Raw genomic sequence first — 21,884 nt, 5'->3', positions numbered from 1 at the left:
TAGTTGCGCTTATACTGAAGAAAGTATTTTATACTTTCTTTAAGTAGTATAGTAAAAGGTGATCCCAGCCACAGCATTTGGTTGGGATCATCTTCTTTTTTATCGATTCAATGTTCATAAATCATCTTTCTTGTCATACCGCCATCAATGACGAGGTTCGCTCCGGTTACGAAGTCGTTCTTTTCATCAGTTAAGTACAGACAGGCACGAGCGATATCCTCCGGTTTTCCGACACGTTTGGACAGATGCTGTTCATGATCGATATCTCTAAGTTCTTCATACTTTCCAGTTTCAATCCAGCCTGGAGATATTGCATTTACAGTGATCTTATCAGCTGAAAAAGATGCAGAAAGCGCGTGTGTGATCGAGGTGATTCCCCCTTTCGAAGCCGCATAAGCTTCCGAGTTGGGCTCTGACATACTGGCTCGGGTGGATGCGATATTGACGATCGCTCCCCCTTCTTCATTTTGACGCATATGTTTCGCTGCCTCACGCGAACAGAGGAATACGCTTCTCAAATTCGTATTGATGATGTTATCCCACTCGTCTACGGTAAGTTCATATGGTGATTTGAATTCGGAAATTCCCGCATTATTAATTAGAATATCGATCGGACCAACCTCACTCTTCGTTTGGTTGATGAGGCTGATGATGTCGGTTTCGTTCCGTACATCTGTTTTGAGGAAATAAGCTTCGCTACCTTGCATAGTGATTTCATCGATCACACGCTTTCCTTGTGTTTCATCAAGATCCGCGAGAACCACCTTTGCACCGTTCCCCGCATATTCCTTAGCGATCGATTTTCCGATTCCATTCGCTGCACCTGTTACGATAACCACCTTGTTCTTGAATGACACGAAAGATGCTCCTCTCTAGACAATCTATCTATCAATGTACCCCTTTCAGAAAGGATTCAATCTGTTCGCCTTTCGGAATATTCTGTTCACTTCTCCGATTATTCTGTTCACTCCATAGATAATCTGTTCACTTTCCAAGGTAATCTGTTCACTTCATCAATATAGAAAAATCCCGCCATCATAGGCGGGATTCGTCATCTCTATTAACATCCTGGTGCTTCTGAATTCTTTTTATAACCTGCGTCAATTGCGTCTTTTTCTTTTAAAAAGAAGACGCGGTATTCGATCGGGATGCTCTCCCATTTTTCCGGCTCAACGTATTGCTTCGTTTCGAAATGCCCGACAAATTTATTCGGGCCACCACGTTTGTTGAAACGGAACTCGTATGGAAGTTCATCGATCGGCCGGTCAGGATTCCATAGTCCCCTGCCCGCTTCTTTCGCTCGAACGACAGCATCCCCATACTCTTCAAAGTTGTCCAAATTCGGATAGATGAAATAAGGTACTGCCATACCGATCTCAATCATTTCTCTATTGATATTATGTTCTTTTTTCAAGACAATTGCGAGCAAGCGTCCATATTGATCGAAGGCTTCATCACCGACACGTATCGATACATCCTCACCCTCAGGCAAAAGATTTTGAAGCTGTCTCGTCGCTTCTTCTGCATAATATCCCTGAGAATCTCCCTGGTAATTCGTTTCCGGGGTGTCGATTGAAACAAAGCGGACTTTCGTCGTCCCTAATACAGCTTTTTCTAAGTGAATGGTGTCGCCATCGACTACTTTTTTAACTGAGGATGAAAATTGGCGTGAGTGGGAAGGAGATTCTTGCTGAGCATCGGATTTTGTGATGTCTGTTTCAGACGTGACATGCATTTCTTGCAGGTGATCTTCATCCAGTCTTCCGTGTACGTCAAACCACTTACCTGGCTCAAGATCATCAAGCTTCTTTTTCGACTTGACGAGGATTCCATTCATATCCTCATCGATAAAAGGATAGTTGTACCCATCGTCAAGCGGCTCATCGGGTTTTGCGGCAAGGTATCCTTTGACAGTGACATCTTGTCCTTTCAAATCGCCTTTGTCATTCCTGGTCAAATCAGCAATTCTCACTTCAAGATTACTTGTCAATCAACTCACCCTCTTTCACTGGATTACCTTCATTTTAAATCATCGCAACAAGATTAACCTCTATTTTGAATAAAATGAGTCTTAGTGCACATTTATCCGGTTTTCTCCTTAACGTGATTGACCTCGTCATTCCCTTGCTATTTAATAATGACTAACCAATCTTTGAAATGAAGGTGAATTTGTGAAAAAAATGTACAAGATCGTCTTCTCTATCCTGCTGTTTGCTGCTATTGCCGCACTTGATCATCATCAAGCCAAAGCCATAAGTGATTCGGGATTTTTGCTTGAAGAAGGACCTCCCCCACCTGGAGCGAATGATCCAAACTGTAAGTCTAGCACAGAGCATCCCGAACCAGTCGTACTTGTTCCCGGAACTTTTGAAACAATGGAACGGAACTTCATCAATCTTTCCCCGGCGTTAAAAGAAAAAGGCTATTGCGTATTCGCTTTGAACTATGGGTTCAGTACTGCGGGTCCTTCAACCGGGCCGATCGAAGAGTCAGCTGAAGAGCTCAAAATCTTTATTGAAAAAGTGCTCGATCTGACTGGAGCAGAAAAAGTATCGATTGTCGGGCACAGTCAGGGTGGAATGATGCCACGTTATTTCATGAAGTTCCTTGTCGAGGGTGAAAAAGTCGAGGATCTGATCGGACTTGTTCCATCCAACCATGGAACGGATGGTCTTGCCGGCTTCAGGGAACTGACGGAAACCGGATCAGATCTCAGTTCTTGTATCGCTTGTCAACAACAGCTGCAAGGATCGGATTTTTTAACGAATTTGAACATGGATGACGAAACTCCTGGAGATACCTCTTACACGGTGGTTACAACGAGAAATGATGAAGTGGTCGTGCCTTACTCTTCAGCCTTCTTGAATGGAGCTGCTGCCATGGTAAGCAACATCACCATCCAGGATCATTACCCTTACGATCAGGTCGATCATCAATTCATCGCTCAAGATCCCCTTGCCTTCAACTTTGTCTTTGATGCACTCGAACACGCAGGACCGGCTGATCCGGAAAGAGTCACAACCTCCGAATAAAGATACAACCTCTTCCTTTTGAAAAAGTCCCACAGGACAAGCATCCAAGCCATGCTTGTCCTTTTTTCATAGGATAGGATGAGGTGAAGAAATGAAGAAAATAATCTTATTTGCAGATACAGGTATAGATGATGCAATTGCATTGATTTATGCGTTGAAAAATCCAGAAGTAGATTTGATCGGAGTCGTCAGTGGTTACGGGAACATCGATAGGGAAAAAGCCTATCGGAATGTCGAGTATTTGCTCGAGCTTGCCGGCCGTACTGATATCCCAGTCATTGCCGGTGCGACACGTCCCCTGAGCGGTGAAGATCCCATCTTTTTTCCTGACATCCATGGGGCAGAAGGCCTTGGCCCGATTGATCCCCCGATTCCTGAAGAACGATACGCGAATCGGACAAATTTCAGCAAGCTGTTCCGTTTGATCAAAGAAAATCCTAAAGAAGTTACGATTGTGAATGTGGGACGATGCACTTCACTAGCTATTGCCCATTATTTAAGTCCTGAAGTGATGGATGATGTAAAGGAAACCTATTTGATGGGCGGTGCATTCCACGTTCCAGGCAACGCAACCGAGGTAGCGGAAGCGAACTTTTTTGGTGATCCAATCGCGGCGGATTTCATTACACAGAATGTCAAGAACCTTACGATCATTCCTTTAAATGTGACAAGGGACGCGATCCTCACTCCCGAAGAAGTCAATTTCATCGATTCCCATGCAGATTCCGCTTTAGAAGAACTCATCAAACCGATCCTGGACTTTTATTACGAGGTATATCAGCAACTTGAACCAGGTATTGAGGGTACACCACAGCATGATTTGGCGGCCTTGATGGCTGCACTTGAAATTGATGGGTTATTCCAATACAGGAGACGGGAAGTCAATGTTGAAGATGCAGGTGAATATACGAGCGGTGAAAGTGTCGCAGATTTCCGTCCAGGAACACGAAACTGTTTCGGCCCGGGCTGTTCACGCATCGCACTCAGAATCAATGAGGAGGTTTTCGTCTCGAAAGTCCTTGAAATTTTGACGAACCATCGATAGTGTCCTTTAGAAACTGCATTCATAACATATCTAATAAAAAATGGCTGTCCCTATTCAGGAGACAGCCATCATTCATTTCTATTCCATTGTCCGGTTGTTTTCATCTACTTTAAAAAGGTGATCCGGTTCTGGTTTGTCTCCCGAGACGAAAATGCCGTCTCCACCACAAACTGTACAGCTATATCGCCAATTCTCATCATCAGCTAAAAGCCCGCTGCCATCACACGCTTTACAAACTTGGTTCCGATCAACCATGGATCTCATTCCTTTCTTCGATGCGTTCGTTTAATGTTGTCGATCCCTCTCCCAGTTGATCAGTCCACCTTTCAACATGATGTCTACTTGACGATCTGATAAGGTATGGAGAGCTTGAATTTCTTTCTGTTTTTCCTTTAAGAAGACAGTCAATTCTTTCCCCTGTTTAAGCTGTGCCCTCAGGTTTTTCAGTTGGATGATATCGTCTTCTTCCAACAGATCAAAATCTGCCTCATTCTTGAACGTTAGCGGTAAGACGCCAAAATTCACGAGGTTTTGCCAGTGGATCCGGGCAAAGTCCTTGACCAATGCGACACGTAAGCCAAGAAATCTCGGTGCAAGAGCAGCGTGCTCCCTACTTGATCCCTGACCATAGTTGAAGCCCCCGACAATCGCATGGCCGCCTATCTTTTGGATTTCCATCGCACGATCATAATAGGTTTCATCAATGATCTCGAAGGTGAACTTACTGATTTCCGGAAGGTTGCTCCGGTATGGAAGGACCCGGGCACCACCCGCTAAGATTTCATCCGTCGAGATGTTATCTTTCATTTTCAACAGAATCGGTAATTCCAGTTCATCCGGCAATTCATCCATTTCAGGGATCGAAGCGATATTCGGTCCTTTAACAAGCTCGATTTTCTTAGCTTCTTCTGGTGGAAGCGGCTTATTCAGTAACGCATCATCAACCGTCGGATGGTCCGGGTCTTTCACTTTCGGATATGTGATATCCAATGTCCTTGGATCAGTAATTTTTCCTGTCAGTGCAGAAGCTGCTGCTGTTTCTGGACTACATAAGAAGACGCTGTCTTCTCTCGTTCCGGAACGCCCAGGAAAATTACGTGGTGTCGTCCGTAAGCTGTTCCGCCCTGTGGCCGGTGCCTGGCCCATACCGATACAGCCGTTACAACCTGCTTGATGCAAGCGTCCACCTGCAGTGAGAAGGCTGCCGATATGTCCATCATCGACAAGGTCTGTCAACATTTGTCTGGACGTCGGGTTGATATCGAAGGAAACGCCATCTGCAACCCTTCTGCCTTTCATCATTTCAGCAGCTATCGCAAAATCCCGATATCCTGGATTTGCAGAGGATCCGATATAGGATTGATAGATCGGTTCTCCAGCTACTTCCCGAACAGGGACGACATTCCCAGGACTTGATGGTTTGGCGATCATCGGCTCAAGCTCTGATAGATCGATTTCTTCATGCAGATCATACGTTGCACCTTTATCGGCAACGATTTCCACCCAGTCATTCTCTCGATTTTGGCTTTTTAAAAAGCGCTTCACTTCATCATCGGATGGAAAGACGGTCGTTGTCGCTCCGAGTTCTGCACCCATGTTCGCGATGACATGACGATCCATCGTACTCAAGTTTTCCAGCCCTGGACCATAATACTCGATTATTTTACCGACACCCCCTTTTACATCATGACGGCGCAGCAATTCGAGGATGACATCCTTAGCGCTCACCCACTCTGGAAGTTTTCCAGTCAATTTGATGCCCCAGATTTGAGGCATTTTGATATAGATCGGCTCTCCAGCAATCGCCATCGCGACATCAATTCCACCTGCCCCCATGGCAAGCATACCCATACAGCCATTGGCACATGTATGAGAATCCGAGCCTAATAACGTTTTACCAGGGATAGCGAGACGTTGCATATGAACCGGATGACTGACACCGTTTCCTGGACGGCTGTAGTACAAACCGAAACGCTTTGTGGCACTTTGTAAAAACAAATGGTCATCCGGATTTTTGCTGTCCTCCTGGATAATATTATGATCGACATATTGAGCTGATACTTCTGTTTTTGCCCGATCAAGTTTCATAGCTTCCAATTCCAGCATCACCATCGTACCAGTCGCATCCTGAGTAAGGGTCTGGTCGATTTTCAAACCGATTTCGTTACCAGGTGTCATTTCACCTGAAATCAAATGGTCCTTGATCAATTTTTGGGAAACATTCAAAGCCAATTTTTCTCCCCCCGTTCGAAGTTTTAAGGTCAACTGTTCCATATGTACCTAAACGTTAAGTTCTGTCGTTTTGCGTAAATTATTCATTTCACAGAACATTGACCCCATTTACAGGTGCAGTACCCTACTTAATTCCATTTCAACCTTTCATTTTCCATATGAATTTGAAAAAATATGATGGATAAATACATGATGTAAATCGGCTTTGCAAAGTAAGATTGATTTCTAGCGAAATTTGCAACGCTCTTGCGGGAAAAACGAGCCAGGCTATTTTAGTCAACGAACACCAGCGCCATTATTTGTAGGCAAAATCGTTGTATCTAAATTTTAGCGGACACCACAGCCGTTATTTGTCTCAAAATTCTATGGTTATGATCAGATTTTGTGAAATAAGGTCCCTGGTGTCCGTTAAGTTTGAAAACCCCCATTAATTTGGTTAAATAAAGTCTCCTATGTCCGTTAGGTGGTTTCGGTAGCTTTGTTTTCAACCAGGGGAAGCGCGGCTAGCTATAATAAAACCATCCTTTTCGCGAGGATGGTTTTGATTCTCAGGTTTTCAATCGTGGTTTTGTCGGATCGCATTTTGGTTGGGAAAGCTGTGTAACCTCAGCGAGTTTCATTAGATAATAGCACTCTTCCCTCATCATATGGTCAGCCATCAATGGCGCGAAGGTACCCAACGCTTTTTTGCTCAACCCCATTTCCTCGATTTCTTGCAGGAAATTCATGAACAGCTTCATTTCAAGTGAAATATCATCGTTGAATTTCTCCAATGCAGGAAACGTGGACAGGTTAGTACGGAGAAATCCTGCCAGTTCAACCGCCTTCAGATAGAAAGATTCAAAGTCTTTCGTGAAGTCATCACTTTTCTCTTTGATTTTTTTTTCAATCCGATCCATGTTATCAGAGATGGCACCGGCATGGCCAGCCGCATCCAACAACCAGATTAGATGATAATGGACTTCATGCAACGTAGGCGGCACTTCTCCTTTTTTCAAATAAGGTAAAATTCGCAAATACTCTTCCAATTCATTAACCATATGGTTCAGGAACGTCGGCCCTAAACCAATTTTGATTTTTCCGACCAGATGACGTTTGATAAGATCCAGCTTGAATTGTCTAAGCTTCTTTCCTTCCTCTTCCGCTTTTTTGCTAAGTTCAATCAAATCCCCGTTTTTCACCTGGCTTAATAGTTGATCGAAGGTCTTTATGAATTGATTCGCCTGAGCAATTTCCTTCGTCTGATCCGGGGCAAGCGAGTCATGGATGAAACGGGCGTGATCACCAAGGATCTGTAACCAGAATCCATGTTCAAACCTCGCTGTTTTTGTAAAATCAGCCATGGAGTACCCTCCCTTTCGATTCTCCTAAAATCATATCTAAAGAAGTTGGGTTTTATGACTAGAATAGGATAGAAAATGAAAGACGCAGCTTCTATTTTAACGGACACCAGCGCCATTATTTTGGGAAAAAAGGGATGTTTCAAACAACTAGAGGACATCAGAGCCGTTATTCGTCTCAAAATCCTTTTATTATGATTAAATTTTCCAAAATAAGGTCTCTGATGTCCGTTACGAACTAAATAAGGTCTCCTGTGTCCGGTAGTCATAAACTGTTGAAGTTTGACTTTAATCGGTACCTTTACACCTGTATCGATAATAATATTGAACCGCTTAATTAAATTGATTTTCTGTGACAAATCAAGAAAACCTGGCATGCCAATCCTTAGTTACCTTATCTTATATCGAAGAAAGCAATTATACTTTCTTTAAATGCAAAAAAGACCTCAGCTCTAATGCCGAAGCCTTTTACCTTCAAATTCTATCTCGTCAATGCTGAAATTTTTTTGTCCCGTTCCAGTTTTTCCTCTTCAGAAGCTAAATCATATTTTTTCAGTAAATGGAACAACTCGTTCAGTTCTTCTTGATTAGGGTCACCTTTGAGAAAATTCACACTGCTCCGGTATAGATCAACTGGTACATAATCAGATTGAGATGCCAATTTCTTTTCTACATCCTCTAAGGTATGGTCAATATTGCATGCCATAAGACTCCTCCTTTCTCACACAGTTAATCAACTGTACTCTTCTAGTTAAACATGTTTAGCAGATCTGTTCAAAGTATTACATAAAATAGGAAAAAACGCCCTACTGGACGTTTTTATCATCTTAATCTTTCTGAATCACCGATATATTTGAGATTTGCACCGATAATTTTCAAACTTCCCCCGTTATTTCGGATGTTTACACCGATAAATTTCGAGATTGCACCGATATCACTCGTATGGTGGCAAAGCCAAGCCATATAAGTTTTCACATAAGAAAAAAGCTGCCTCAAAAGTGTCTGAGCCTCTTCGACTTAACCACATAAAAATATTGTGATGGAGTTACTCTGACACTTTTTAATGACAGCCCTCTTAACTGAAATTAATAAGGTTTTGTTGCATTCTCGATTTCATCAAGATGCATAAGTTTTTGCAGTGGCTTGGAAATCACGAGTAGAACTACACCTAGTACAACTGCTGAAAGTCCAAGATACATGAAAATCTCAAGATATCCGAATTTCGTTGTAAGTGATGCGATATATCCTGCGACATAGTTTGCTGCAGCATTACTCAAGAACCAAACACCCATCAATAAAGAGGCGATTTTGATCGGTGCCATCTTACTTACAAGTGACAATCCGATTGGTGATAATGCTAATTCACCCAACGTATGAAGCAAGTAAGTCACGATCATGAACATCATTGATACCTTGATCGGATCCGCTTCATTGCTTCCAGACATCATGACAGCTGGAACCATGACCATGAACCCTGCTCCAAGTAAAATCAATCCAAATGCCATTTTTGTCGGAATTGCAAAGTCACCACGTTTCGTTCTCGATAGCTTAAGCCAAAAAGCTGAAACGATAGGTGCCAACAACAGGATGAATAATGGATTCAATGATTGGAAGAAGGATACTGGTACTTCATATCCAAAAATCGTACGGTCTACAAAGTCACGTGTATAAAGTGTGAACGATGCCCCTGCTTGTTCAAAGCCTGCCCAGAACATGACAGTGAAACATGCCAAAATCAAAATGACGGCTGTACGGTGTTTCTCCTGACGAGATAGAGGCTTTGGTTTTACCGTTTCATCAAGTGAAGGTTTCGCTTTTGCAGCTGCCGGCTTCGTCCCGATATCACCTAGGTACTTTTTAGATAACGCATTGAACGTTACTTGTCCGATGATCATTCCAATTGATGATGCTAGGAACGCATATTTGAATCCGAATACTTCAACTCCGCCTGTATTCGAGTAGAACCAGTTTGCATAGATAAAACCTGCTACTAGCGGCGAAATGAATGCACCAAGGTTGATTCCCATATAGAAAATGGTGAACGCTGAATCCTTCCTAGGATCATTTTTAGAATACAATTCACCTACCAGGGTAGAAATATTCGGCTTGAAAAATCCGTTACCGATAATCAGTAAGATCAACCCTAAATATAATCCCCATTCAGATTGTATGGCGAACAAGGAGAAATCTCCAAGTGCCATCGTGATCCCACCAATGGTGATTGCTGTCCTGAGCCCCATCAGTTTATCTGTAAGATAACCTCCAATGAGAGGTGTGAAATAAACTAATCCAGTATAAAGTCCGTATAGCATCAGTGCAGACTCATTGTCCATCCCTAATCCGCCACTGAATAATTCAGCGGTTAAGTAGAGTACGAGAATCGAACGCATTCCATAGAAACTATAACGTTCCCACATCTCGGTAATAAATAATAAAAATAGACCCTTCGGATGCTTTTGCTTCTTTTTCGTTGCAGCTTCCGAATTTTCGTTGATTGTATTTTCCATGATGTCCCTCCTAAGATGTTCAATTTAGCTAATTTTTCCAATCAACTTTATGATTCTATAAGTTTTTCGAAGTGATTTGGATGAAAGTGGGAGTAAGTAAAAAAGTAAAAATTTAAAGAAAACTTAGCAAAATCAGGCCTTTGGCGCAGGCTGCGCTTATTTTAAAGAAAATATTTAATACTTTCTTTAAATGTATAGAAAAAGTCAATTATTTTGTCGAAAACTGACAAATCATTCGTTGAATTTCAATGTCGTTAATAATGGCAAATGATCGGATGCTTCCTTATTTGCTTTGATCACCTTCGCATCTTCTACCTTGAAAAATTCATTCGTAAAAATATAATCCAGTTTCATCCGTGGCTTTTTCGAAGGGTAGGTGTAACCTCTCTCTTTATCGCCATGCTGTTCGACCCACGTATCATTCAACTGCTCTGTCACTGATCGCCAGCTGCTTGAATAAGGCTTCATGTTCCAATCACCCATAATGATTGCAGGTATATTCTTTTTCTTTACATGGTCAATGATGAAGTCAGTTTGTTTTCCGTGCAGAAAAGGTGCAAGACTTAAATGGGTCGTATAAACAGCCACAGTTTTTGATTCAATCTCAATCAAGACTTCCAATAAAGCGCGATCTTCTATGATCCCTGGCAAGAAGTCGAATGGATGATTTGTCGATTTCAAAATGGGAAACCGTGTCAGAATCGCACTTCCATATTGTCGGCATTCACCATTTCCTCCAGATTTCATTGTAATTGCAGGGCCGAAAACATACGCCATTTCAAGCGCACCCGCAATCGACTCTGCCTGATCCATGAATTCGCTTCTTTTCGAAAACTGCTTATCCACTTCATTAAGACCGATAATGTCTGCATCAGAATCCATCAACACTTTAATGATTCGTTGTAAATCAAGTTTCTGATCTGTTCCTTTGCCATGACGGATATTAAAGGTCATTATTTTCAATTCCACAGAAAGTCCCCCATTTCAGCTTATTAAATCCATTTATTTAGAGAGAATAAGAACGATATGCATAACTTGGTTAATTTTTGCGTCCTATCCGCGGGTGAACCACTTGCCACGCTTTATCCTTGCTGAAACCAAGTTGTCCCAACCCTTTTAACGGACACAGGAGACCTTATTCGGCCAAAATAAGGAAATTCCTCAAACTTAACGGACACCAGGGACCTTATTTCAGGAATTCTGATCATAACCATAGGATTTTGAGAAAAAAACGGCTCTGATGTCCGTTACCAAAAAACATGGCTTCGCGCTCTTGCCTTGGTCACTTGGCTACAGGAGTGTCGTGTATTTCGCTTCAATCAACAATAGAACAATAAAGGATGGTAACCAATGTCGAGAATACCTGAAAAATCCCAAGGAAAACCTGTGATCATGATCATGGTTGATACATTAATGGATGAAACGTTACAAAAAGCACTTGAAAACAACCAGGCACCTGCGTTCAAATTTTTAATGGATAAGGGTCAGTACTTCCCTAAGCTTGTCTGTCCCTTTCCAACCATGTCCGTCACTGTAGATACCACTTTGTTGACCGGAACCTATCCCGATAAGCACCAGCTTCCAGGGTTAGTATGGTTCAACAAGCAAGAAAACCGGCTCATCAACTATGGAAGTTCATTTCAAGAATCCCTTAAGCTCGGACTTCATCAGTCGCTTGAAGATCTATTTTTCAATATGAACAATAAACACATCAGTCAACAGGTCCGTACCATTCATGAGGAATTGGGTGATCAAGAACAGACTTCCACATCAATCAATGCACTTATCTTCAGAGGGAAAAAGGACCATTATTATACGTTCCCGACGCTTATGAAATGGCTGACAGGAATGAAGTCAGAAATGGCTGTCAAAGCTCCAGATGGATTCACGTATGGAAGGTTCTCTAAATACATACCATCAACACAGCATCAGCATTTTTGGCAAAGGTTCGGTTTCAATAACACATTTTCTTCCCAGGAGCTGATCCATTTGATAAAAAAGGACAAGCTACCACCATTTACAATCGTATATTTACCAGATTTGGACAAATGGATTCATAAGCATGGACGAATGTATACAAAAGGAATTGAAAAAGTGGATCGACAATTGCAGAAGGTATTGAATTCGTTTGACTCATGGAATGATGCCCTAGATAAATGCAATTGGATCATACTTGGTGACAATGGCCAAGCATGGATTGATGCTGATAAACAAGAAGCTCTCGTTGATTTGCAACAGACTTTTCAAGATTATGAAGTGATGAAGTTGAAAAAAGGTGTCTTACCGGATGATCAAGTTGTCCTTGGTGTGAATGAAAGAATGACCTTCATTTATACGCTTGATCCAAATAAACTTCCAATCTCCGACCTCGTTCCTCTTCTTGAAAAAGATGAACGGATCGACATGATTGCCTGGAAAGCTGAAAACTGGATCGAAGTGAGATCGGGTGTTCAAAAAGGACAGCTGAAATTCCATCCTGAAGGGGATTACACAGATGAATACGGGCAAACATGGTCAGTTGAAGGAGATCTTGGATTACTCGACATTTCCAAAGAAGAAAACGACCTTGAGTACGGGGACTATCCTGATGCACTCGCCCGAATCCATAGTAGTCTGAATTCCCATGAAGGCGATTACCTTATTGCAAGCGTGAAACCAGGTTATGAATTCAAAGGGGAAAGCTCTCCGACCCATGTAGGAGGAGCTAGCCATGGCGGTTTGCATGCACAGGACTCCTACATTCCGATGATTGTTACAGGGACGAGTTCCAGTCCAAGCCAATTACGGACGGTAGATCTGAAAGAATGGGTTTTATCACTGATCTCGAAAGGGTGACGTAGACGTATATCCCAAATGTTCAAAACACATAGTAGTACTGTTGATATCTAAAGGAGGTGACACAATGGACGCTCGCCGCGCACAAGAAATCACTTCATCCCCCGAGATGGTTGAGGTGACCTACAATGGGCAGAATGTTTACATCGAACACGTGGACCAATCGAATGGAACAGCTACGATCCATCCACTTGATAATCCGAACAGCAAAGAAAGTGTTCCTGTTGACAGCTTAATGGAGCAATAAGTCTAAACCTCCACTCGATGGTGGGGGTTTTTATTTCCGCTATTTTCCAGTATCCAGGTGAAGTTTGAAAGAAAATACAGAGGGTACTATAATAATACTAAAGGAGGAGAATCATCATGTAACTTTAAAAGAAGACAGGATGTACGTCAAAAGACCTCATGTTTACACACTGTACCCCCGTGTCCCGCAATTCCTGGATTATGTCGTTGAAAGAAGCTTACAGGGATGAAAGGAGGATGAACATGATTTACAAAAATATCCTGATTCCGATTGATGGTTCTGATGGTAGTAAGAAAGCAATAAAAACCGGTGCCGAGATCGCAAAGATGGCAGACGGTGACTTGACTCTTGTTTATGTTGACGAAGATTTAGCCCTTGCCCCGTACGGTGTTGGCCATACACTAAGTGGAGATAATACGGCGATCTTACGCGATAGCATGAGAGAAGTCGACACAAGTGTGGAACGGAACGAAAAAGTATTGAGAGAAGCGAAAGAATATACGGAACCTTTTTATAATAATGTGAAAATCGAATTGCTTGCAGGAGAACCGGCGAGAGCAATCTGTGAGTATGCATCAGACAAGCAGGTTGATTTGATCGTGATTGGAAGCCGTGGCTTAAGCGGGCTGAAAAAATGGGTGCTTGGCAGCGTCAGTCAGAAAGTCGTATCTGAGGCAGACTGCTCTGTACTTGTAGCGAAATGATCTTCTTGCAATTCCCTTTTCTAAAAGAGTGTTGCTTTTGAGTCATTTTTATAACTCACCTTGTGCAAGTTGATTGGAGAGCAAGGTGCGGGACTTCTGCGGGATCAGCGTGCCTACTACCTGAATAATCTCCTCGCAAGGCATGCGACGAGGAAGCTCGCTTCGACAGGACTTTCTTGTAGACGCAGGAGCACAAATGCTTCCTTGCAAAGGAGACTCCTGTGGTAGCAAGGCGACGAGTGGGCTCACCGCACGCCCCGCGGAAAGCGAGCATCCGGTCAACGACTTTTAAAGAAAACTTTAGCGAGACCAAGCCTTTTGTAGGTCGAGCCTTAGTTGCCCTTATACTGAAGAAAGTATTTTATGGTTTCTTTAAGTGCAAGAGCAACAACATTTGCGAAATAATCTTCTTACAAAAAAGTGAGGCTGAGCTCAAAGAAAAGTGTCAGACACTTATGAGACCAGCCTCAAGTTTATTTTAATGGCGAAATAAAGCTAGATCGATTGCATCAGCCATCGCTTTGTATCCTGCATCATTGGGATGTAAATGATCTCCTGCATCATATTCCGGCCGAAGCTTTTGTGGATTTTCCGGATCCTGCATCACCATGTCAAAGTCGATGACACCGTCAAAAACCCCACTTGTACGAATCCATTCATTCACTTCTTGCCTTACGATTTCTCCCTCTTCAATAAAGTAATTTTTAATCGTAGTGTCTCTAAATGGCAGTATTGTCCCTGCATAGATCCGTAAACCCTTCGCGTGTGCTTGAGCTGCAATTTGATCCATACCAGCGATGATTTTTTCAGAATCAAGGGTATGAGGGAGATGACCGATATCATTGATTCCTTCAAGTAAAATCACATCGGTTGCACCTGTTTGGGACAATACATCTCGATTAAGCCGTGCCAGGGCATTCACACCATAAACAGGTGAATCCCTTAAAATCTTATTCCCGGAAATGCCCGCATTCAGTACCGAGTAATTCTTATTATGATATTTCTCATCGAGACGATCATCCAGAATATCCGGCCAGCGCAGGTTCGCATCAATCGTCGAACTATGGCCATCGGTAATGGAATCCCCCAATGTGACAATAACCCGACCATCATTCTTTTTCGTCAGCACATCTACTCCAGAGAGCCAAAACCAGGAAACATCTGAATCAGTAAAAGCAACTCCCTCTTCTGCCTCTGTATAATCACCGCTCTCTGAGATATAAGATGTTTGTCTCGAAAGATTATGCCACGTCGTCGGACCACTCGCTTCTGGTATGTACACACTGACTGCGAGATTTTGGTCATCTTCCACTTCAAAATCCAATGGGTCACTAATCACTTCCGCACCAGGTGGGATCGTAATACTTCTCTCCCCTGAGAAAGTAACGGGAGCATTTGATTCGGGTACTGTGGCAGCTTCATTTTCTGAAAGCGCAATACTTACATTTCCGAACGTCAAAGACTCTGAACCGAATACATTCGAAAAGCGAAGACGAACTTCCTCCCCAGAAGCATGTGGATGGATGATCATCCTGACCGTTTGATTTTCAAAACCCTCTTGAGAAATACCAGTTTCATAAGGTGGCTGTGGACTCGCAGCCCATGCTCCTTTCCAACTTTGGTGATTCAGGGGTTTGTTAATGGTATTCGTGTCGTCATTATGTGCTAAGGAAGAATTAGTAGGATTCGCAAATACTGTCGTAATACCGAGAAGCAAACTTGCTAAAACGATAAAAATGAACATTTTCATGCGTAACATAATAATACCCTCCTTTAATTTACAAAATTTTTCAACAAATAAACTTTACCATAAAAAAAGGTATTAAAATGTTCATTTTCAATAATAAGGAAGATTGATATAGGTTTATCCATATCTTAGAAACTAAACAGATTCAATTCAGGACTTTTTGCCTTTCATTATCTGCTTTCCAAATGGCCATATATTATCACACTTTTATATTGTAGAAGCTATTCTCTAGGACTCTCTGTATGGTTTCCTTTTCTCCAGGTTTGTTAGTGAGGTATGTCACAACTATAAGAAGTGAATGGAAGGTTAAGGTGAAAAACTGCCCAAGACCTTATCATCATTTAAACTATGAGTGATTCGTTTTTGTTTTTTAACTATTTTAAATTGTTTGATTTTTTATTCCGTCCCATGTATTGTGTGTGTTAACGCTTACAAGATCAAGACATAGAGGAGGAACAACATGAACACATCGAAAAACAGGTGGTTGATTGCTTTATCAGCCATTTCCATCCATCTTTCCATCGGGGGCGCATATGCTTACAGCGTATATACGACACCGATCAGTGAGAAAATGGGTTGGTCACCGACAGAAGTTACAGTCGCGTTTACCATCATGATGGCGCTTGCTGGATCGTCAGCAGCCCTTTTCGGAAAATTTGTTGAAAAGAACGGTCCAAGAAAATCAGCGATCCTAGCCGGCATCTTATTCGGATTAGGACAAGCCGGTTCCGGCATCGCACTCATCATTGATTCATTGCCATTTTTCTTATTTACATATGGAGTGGCAAGCGGTCTTGGCCTTGGAATCGGTTATATCTCACCTGTCTCGACGCTCGTCAAATGGTTCCCTGACCGAAGAGGTTTAGCAACTGGGCTAGCTGTACTCGGCTTCGGAACTGGTGCGCTCATCACAGCACCTATTGCAGCAAACTTGATGAACAGCGTCGGTATTACGAATACGTTTTATATCATAGGTGCTGCTTATTTCGTCTTCATTTTGTTAGGTGCCTTATACATTGCCCCTCCTCCTGAAGGTTGGATGCCTTCATCTATGAAAAAAGATATCGCTTCAGGGAAAAAAGTCTTCAAAAAAGACTTGCAGCAATTGACTTCTAAAGAAGCTGTCAAAACAAAGCGTTTTTGGCTGCTTTGGACAATGATGCTGATCAATACGACAGCCGGTATCATGATGATTTCTGTCGCTTCGCCTATGGCTCAGGAAGTAGTCGGATTATCAGCAGGGGCAGCAGCGATGATGGTGGGAATCATGGGAATTTTCAATGGTGGAGGCAGACTTGCCTGGGCCACAGCCTCGGACTATATCGGCCGTCCGAATGTGTTCTTGATCTTTTTCTTGATCCAGACTGTTGCGTTTTTCACGCTTCCATTTACGACAAATGTCCTGTTATTCCAGCTGTTCATTTTACTGGTGGTCAGTTGTTATGGCGGAGGTTTCTCTAATCTGCCCGCTTTCATCGGTGATCTGTTTGGAACTAAACAACTTGGTGCAATCCATGGGTACTTGTTGACGACATGGTCTCTAGGAGGCGTATTCGGTCCGATGCTCGTGACGCAGATCAGGGAAAGAACGGATAGCTATACCCCTGTATTTTACGTGTTCCTCGGGCTGATTCTCATTGCCCTGGTCTTCTCGATCCTGATGAAAAAAGACATCAGAAAGATCGAAAAAACTGTACACGAGGAACAAAAAGAAGGAGAAGCAGTCAATTACTGATCCATACAGAAAACTTAGCAAAGCCAAGCCGTTGGTGCAGGCTGAGCTTTAGTTGCGCTTATAATGAAGAAAGTTCTTTAAATGAATAAAAACCCCCGGATCATTGACTTTGAAAAGGTCCTATCCGGGGGTTTTTACTATTCTAATACTTTTTTATTAATCATGGTATAATATGGATAGAACGAATGTTCTTATTTCAGGGGGGATATTATGAAGAATTGGGAAGCAGTCTATTTAGCCGGCATAATTGATGGCGAAGGAAGTATAACTTTAACAAGGATGCATGAAAAAGAGCATCGTCGACCATGTGTCACTATACCCTCGACTGATAAAGAATTACTCGATTATATAAAGACACTAATAAATGGTAGTATTACTAAGAAAAAGAATTACAACCCCGGTATACATAAAGACTCATTTACTCTTAATATTAAGAAAAAGAAAGATGTGTTTTATGTCTTACAAAACATTACACCCTACCTGAGAATCAAAAAGAAAAAACTGCGCGCAATATGGATCTTAGAAAATTATGATGATGTTACGCCAAGGAATGGAAAGTATAACAAAGAATTATTAATCAAAAAAATTAAATTCGAAAAAGATTTCTTTGTATTTTAAGCAAATAAAAACCACCATAGTTATGTATGGTGGAGACGGTGGGACATGCTGTTCCATGCTTTCGTCATGGCACTGACTATATCTTGAACCTGTTGATCAGGTCCTCCGGCGTATTATACGAAATGTAATTTTTGCTTGAGTACAAGCAAGGATTCCGTATCCTAGTACTACCCTGAAGGCAGCCTATGAGTCGATACACGGCTGTTGGATTGCTCCACATACCGCTCGATATTGCCCTATCGCATTTATGGATGTTCAAAACAAACCAAATGATAACATTCGAATTTCCACGTTACTCGGTTTTTCCGGTCCTCACGTATTTGAATACGCTCTGGTCCTCAAAACCGTCGTGCCTCGAACTTCTCGGTTCTCATTTGTTGATTTTGAAATTAAATTTAATTTTATGCGACTTAGGTTTCATCGATTAAGCCGGATTATCACTTTTGTGTTGCCACAAAAGGCGACTATTTCCTAATCGAACCCACGTCCAGAAATATCGGCACTTAAGCTTCTACGAGCGTAGTCGATATATTGGCATTTCGCCAGCACTTCAGCCTATCGACAGGCTTCCGTGTGGCTAGCCTGGTTGGTCTCTTCCTTCATCCTCAGGCGGTGGAATCCGGCGTAGCCCACTTAAGTTGAGTCCCTTACCCTAGCACATGGGCGATGCAGGGAGGAACCGCAAAGCTACTGTTACGCAGCTACTGCGAAGTTGTTGTTTTCTTTGCCAGTTATAGGCGTTGGCGTTTTTACGAGGCCGACCCCCTCGGCTCGCAACTTAAGCTCGACCTATCCCTGTCGAATCCGTAACGTCCCCATATAGAATGAGTGTTACTGGAAGTTGCTTTCAAAATTAAATAGAACTTCATCTAACTGGCGACAACTTTTATTATAACATATCGAACGTACGTTGTTAATGGAAACAACTTACATCTTCTGGCGTTCACGGAAAGCTTTCTCGATTTCGCGTTTTGCTGTCTTGCGTTTCAAATCTTCACGCTTATCGTATTTCTTCTTCCCTTTTCCGACTCCGAGCAAAAGCTTCGCAAAACCGTTTTTGATGTAAAGCTTCAACGGTACGAGCGCATACCCGGATTCTTTCGAAACACCGATCAGCTTGCTGATTTCTTTTTTGTGTAAAAGCAGTTTGCGTGTCCGTAAAGGATCATGGTTATAGCGGTTTCCTTGTTCATAATGGCTGATGTGCATGTTGTGCAGAAAAACCTCACCATTCTGGACACGTGCGAAAGAATCTTTCAGGTTCACTCTTCTTCCACGGATCGCCTTGATCTCCGTACCCTGAAGAACGAGACCAGCTTCAAACGTATCTTCAATGGTATAATCGTGTCTTGCTTTTTTATTTTGTGCGATCAGATTTCCTTCGTGCCGTGCCATAACTTCGTTTTCCCCTTTCAAACTGCATGATACATTTTATCAACTTTGGTCAGGAAAAGTCAAGGATACGGGTCTGTTGAAAAGCAGAACCTCATCCAGCTTTTGAATGAGGTTCAACCTGTCTAACGACGCTTTTTCTTTTTCCCTTTTTTCTTTTTTGATACATCTTTATAAAAAGGTTTGTTGCCTTTCTTTTTACGGGATCCGCCGCCGTTTTGCCCTTTGTCATTCCGCTTTTTCTCTTTTGTAGGGCTCTTGCCGCCGCTCGAGATCACACGAGCACGATCCCGGCGTTTTCGTTGAACCGGTGCTTTCATGCCGACGATTTCAAAGTCGATCGCACGTTCTTCCACGTTGACAGCCAGCACTCTTATTTGAAGCTCATCCCCGATCCGGAACACTTTTCCGGTGCGTTCACCGATCATCGCATATTGCTGTTCGTTGAAATGATAGTAATCATCAGTCAGATAGCTGACATGTACCAGACCTTCAATCGTGTTCGGCAATTCGACGAACAATCCGAAGTTCGTCACACCGCTGATGACACCTTCGAATTCCTCACCGATTTTATCTTGCATGAATTCCGCTTTTTTCAGGTCATCGGTTTCACGTTCCGCATCGACCGCACGACGTTCACGTTCTGAAGCATGCTGAGCGATTTCCGGAAGCTCCTCTTTCCAGTGGCTGACCGTTTTTCCGTCTGTCTTTCCTTCAATCAGATAAGTCCGGATCAGACGGTGGACGATCAAGTCAGGATAACGACGAATCGGCGATGTGAAGTGCGTATAGAACTCAGTGGACAATCCATAGTGCCCGTGATTTTCCGGTTCATATCGTGCTTGTTTCATCGAACGGAGCATGACCTTGCTGATAACGGCTTCTTCCGGTTCACCTTGTACTTCTTCTAAAATCTGCTGAAGTGCACGCGGGTGGATGGAATTCGCAGATCCACGGACCACGTAGCCAAAATTTGTGATGAACTCAAGGAAGTTTGTCAGCTTTTCTTCATCTGGATCTTCGTGGATCCGATACATGAATGGAACGTTCATCCAATGGAAGTGTTCCGCTACGGTTTCGTTCGCTGCCAGCATGAATTCCTCGATCAGTTTTTCAGCGACTGTCCGGTCACGAAGGACGACGTCGACAGGCTTCGATTCTTCATCGACCAGCACTCGTGCTTCACTGAAATCAAAATCGATGGCACCGCGATCAAAACGTTTTTTACGAAGGATTTTCGCAAGCTCACCCATCAAATCGAAAAATGGGACAAGTTCTTTATAACGTTCTAGAACCTCATCGTCTTCACGCAATAGGATTTTACGAACATCTGTATAGGTCATTCGTTCATTTGTGCGAATCACGCTCTGGAAGATCTCATGATTGACGACTTCCCCGTTCGATGTGATTTCCATTTCACATGATAAAGTGAGACGGTCGACCTTCGGATTCAAACTGCAGATTCCGTTTGAAAGTCGATGCGGAATCATTGGGATGACACGGTCAACCAGATAGACGGATGTCCCACGATCAAGCGCTTCCTGATCGATCGGCGAACCTTCTGTCACGTAATGGCTGACATCTGCAATATGAACCCCGAGCTTGTAATTTCCGTTGTCGAGTTTGACGACATTGACGGCATCATCGAGGTCTTTTGCGTCTGCACCGTCAATCGTAACGATGGTTTCATCTCGTAAATCCCGGCGGTCAGTGAGATCGGCTACATCGATTTCGTCAGGCACGGAGTTTGCGTGTTCCAATGCCTCGTTAGGGAAATCCCTTGGAAGCCCGTGTTTATAAATGATTGACAGGATATCGACACCAGGATCATTCTTGTGCCCTAAAATCTCGATGATTTCACCTGTCGCACTTGACCGTTCCTCTGGATAGCTTGTTATTTTTACAAGGACCTTATGGCCATCGACAGCATTGTTGATTGCCTCTTTCGGAATGAAGATGTCATTCGGAATCCTCTTGTCATCAGCTTCGACAAACCCAAAGCTTTTACTATCGATGAACGTCCCGACCACCTCAGTTACGCCGCGTTCGATGATCCGTATGACGGTCCCTTCAGGTTTTGAATCCCCAGGGCGGGAAGATATCCTCACAAGGACAGTATCCCCGCTCATTGCTCCATTTAACTCGGATGGTGGAATAAAGACATCCTTCTCCCCTTTTTGTTCGGGTAATAGGAAAGCAAATCCTTTCGCGTGTCCCTGGAGTTTTCCTTTGATGAGGTTCATGCGTTCCGGTACACCATAACGGTTGCTCCGGGTCCGCACAATGTCCCCGTTTTCTTCCATCTCGTTCAATGTAATTACAAGTTCTTTAAATTCATCCGCATCATCCAAGTTGAGCTCTTGCTCAAGTTCTTGCACAGTCAGCGGTTTATACGCTTCTTCTTTCATAAATGCTAAAATTCTTTCTTGATCCATTTGCTTCTTTCCCTC

Annotated in this window: 18 protein-coding genes and 1 other RNA gene; 7 read left to right on the top strand and 12 right to left on the bottom strand. The window is 42.8% G+C overall.

The genetic code is table 11. The features are described 5' to 3' along the window. Positions 1-107 precede the first annotated feature (107 nt). Both N8M93_RS19335 and N8M93_RS19330 read right to left on the bottom strand, forming a co-directional pair. Positions 108-857, bottom strand: coding sequence for an SDR family NAD(P)-dependent oxidoreductase (locus tag N8M93_RS19335; RefSeq protein WP_261134268.1), 750 nt, complete (start codon positions 855-857; stop codon positions 108-110). A 203-nt stretch (positions 858-1,060) separates the two neighbouring features. Further along, positions 1,061-1,990, bottom strand: coding sequence for a thermonuclease family protein (locus N8M93_RS19330; RefSeq protein WP_261134267.1), 930 nt, complete (start codon positions 1,988-1,990; stop codon positions 1,061-1,063). 190 nt (positions 1,991-2,180) lie between these two features. Between N8M93_RS19330 and N8M93_RS19325 the strand changes: the two genes are divergently transcribed. Together N8M93_RS19325 and N8M93_RS19320 are read left to right on the top strand one after the other, a co-directional pair. Continuing rightward, the gene (locus N8M93_RS19325; RefSeq protein ID WP_261134306.1) at positions 2,181-3,032 is read left to right on the top strand and encodes a triacylglycerol lipase; all 852 of its coding nucleotides are present in this window, start codon (positions 2,181-2,183) and stop codon (positions 3,030-3,032) included. A 91-nt stretch (positions 3,033-3,123) separates the two neighbouring features. Beyond that, positions 3,124-4,077, top strand: coding sequence for a nucleoside hydrolase (locus N8M93_RS19320; RefSeq protein ID WP_261134266.1), 954 nt, complete (start codon positions 3,124-3,126; stop codon positions 4,075-4,077). A gap of 78 nt (positions 4,078-4,155) precedes the next feature. On the opposite strand, the gene N8M93_RS19315 is transcribed toward N8M93_RS19320, so the two are convergent. The 6 genes from N8M93_RS19315 to N8M93_RS19290 all read right to left on the bottom strand — a co-directional run bounded on the left by N8M93_RS19315 (position 4,156) and on the right by N8M93_RS19290 (position 11,125). Continuing rightward, positions 4,156-4,332, bottom strand: coding sequence for a hypothetical protein (locus N8M93_RS19315; protein ID WP_261134265.1), 177 nt, complete (start codon positions 4,330-4,332; stop codon positions 4,156-4,158). Positions 4,333-4,362: 30 nt separating this feature from the next. Beyond that, a complete protein-coding gene (locus N8M93_RS19310; protein WP_261134264.1) occupies positions 4,363-6,309 on the bottom strand; it encodes an aconitate hydratase in 1,947 nt (648 codons plus the stop codon). 548 nt (positions 6,310-6,857) lie between these two features. After that, a complete protein-coding gene (locus N8M93_RS19305) occupies positions 6,858-7,652 on the bottom strand; it encodes a DUF2935 domain-containing protein (RefSeq protein ID WP_261134263.1) in 795 nt (264 codons plus the stop codon). Positions 7,653-8,130: 478 nt separating this feature from the next. After that, entirely contained in the window at positions 8,131-8,355 is a 225-nt protein-coding gene (locus N8M93_RS19300; RefSeq protein ID WP_261134262.1) for a group-specific protein, read from the bottom strand. Positions 8,356-8,734: 379 nt separating this feature from the next. Continuing rightward, positions 8,735-10,156, bottom strand: a complete 1,422-nt coding sequence (locus tag N8M93_RS19295) for a peptide MFS transporter (RefSeq protein WP_261134261.1) — start codon at positions 10,154-10,156, stop codon at positions 8,735-8,737. Positions 10,157-10,387: 231 nt separating this feature from the next. Then, complete coding sequence (locus tag N8M93_RS19290) at positions 10,388-11,125, bottom strand: endonuclease/exonuclease/phosphatase family protein (protein ID WP_261134260.1); 738 nt, start codon at positions 11,123-11,125, stop codon at positions 10,388-10,390. A gap of 381 nt (positions 11,126-11,506) precedes the next feature. Here N8M93_RS19290 and N8M93_RS19285 point away from each other — a divergent pair, with 381 nt between their 5' ends. The 3 genes from N8M93_RS19285 (at position 11,507) to N8M93_RS19275 (ending at position 13,942) form a co-directional block, all read left to right on the top strand. Then, positions 11,507-12,991 carry an alkaline phosphatase family protein gene (locus tag N8M93_RS19285; RefSeq protein ID WP_261134259.1) on the top strand — a complete coding sequence of 495 codons (1,485 nt, stop codon included), beginning with the start codon at positions 11,507-11,509 and terminating at the stop codon, positions 12,989-12,991. Between the two features lie 67 nt (positions 12,992-13,058). Beyond that, positions 13,059-13,238: a small acid-soluble spore protein H gene (locus N8M93_RS19280; RefSeq protein WP_221566833.1), complete on the top strand. Its 180-nt coding sequence runs from the start codon at positions 13,059-13,061 to the stop codon at positions 13,236-13,238. Positions 13,239-13,480: 242 nt separating this feature from the next. Next, positions 13,481-13,942 carry a universal stress protein gene (locus N8M93_RS19275; protein WP_261134258.1) on the top strand — a complete coding sequence of 154 codons (462 nt, stop codon included), beginning with the start codon at positions 13,481-13,483 and terminating at the stop codon, positions 13,940-13,942. A 478-nt stretch (positions 13,943-14,420) separates the two neighbouring features. On the opposite strand, the gene N8M93_RS19270 is transcribed toward N8M93_RS19275, so the two are convergent. Next, positions 14,421-15,701: an SGNH/GDSL hydrolase family protein gene (locus N8M93_RS19270; protein WP_261134257.1), complete on the bottom strand. Its 1,281-nt coding sequence runs from the start codon at positions 15,699-15,701 to the stop codon at positions 14,421-14,423. A 448-nt stretch (positions 15,702-16,149) separates the two neighbouring features. Here N8M93_RS19270 and N8M93_RS19265 point away from each other — a divergent pair, with 448 nt between their 5' ends. Both N8M93_RS19265 and N8M93_RS19260 read left to right on the top strand, forming a co-directional pair. Further along, positions 16,150-17,424, top strand: a complete 1,275-nt coding sequence (locus N8M93_RS19265; RefSeq protein WP_261134256.1) for an OFA family MFS transporter — start codon at positions 16,150-16,152, stop codon at positions 17,422-17,424. 210 nt (positions 17,425-17,634) lie between these two features. Beyond that, positions 17,635-18,042, top strand: coding sequence for an LAGLIDADG family homing endonuclease (locus N8M93_RS19260; RefSeq protein WP_261134255.1), 408 nt, complete (start codon positions 17,635-17,637; stop codon positions 18,040-18,042). A 472-nt stretch (positions 18,043-18,514) separates the two neighbouring features. Here the strand turns inward: N8M93_RS19260 and ssrA are convergent. From ssrA to rnr, 3 genes are all read right to left on the bottom strand, one after another. Next, positions 18,515-18,851: a transfer-messenger RNA gene (gene ssrA / locus N8M93_RS19255) on the bottom strand. A 118-nt stretch (positions 18,852-18,969) separates the two neighbouring features. Then, complete coding sequence (smpB, locus tag N8M93_RS19250; RefSeq protein ID WP_261134254.1) at positions 18,970-19,437, bottom strand: SsrA-binding protein SmpB; 468 nt, start codon at positions 19,435-19,437, stop codon at positions 18,970-18,972. 122 nt (positions 19,438-19,559) lie between these two features. Beyond that, positions 19,560-21,869, bottom strand: a complete 2,310-nt coding sequence (rnr, locus tag N8M93_RS19245) for a ribonuclease R (RefSeq protein ID WP_261134253.1) — start codon at positions 21,867-21,869, stop codon at positions 19,560-19,562. Between the last annotated feature and the right edge of the window lie 15 nt (positions 21,870-21,884).

Source organism: Bacillus sp. Marseille-Q3570 (assembly GCF_946151055.1).
Taxonomy (GTDB): domain Bacteria; phylum Bacillota; class Bacilli; order Bacillales; family Fictibacillaceae; genus Pseudalkalibacillus.
The sequence above is the reverse complement of the archived record's forward strand: the minus strand, read 5'-3'. Positions and strand labels throughout refer to the sequence as shown.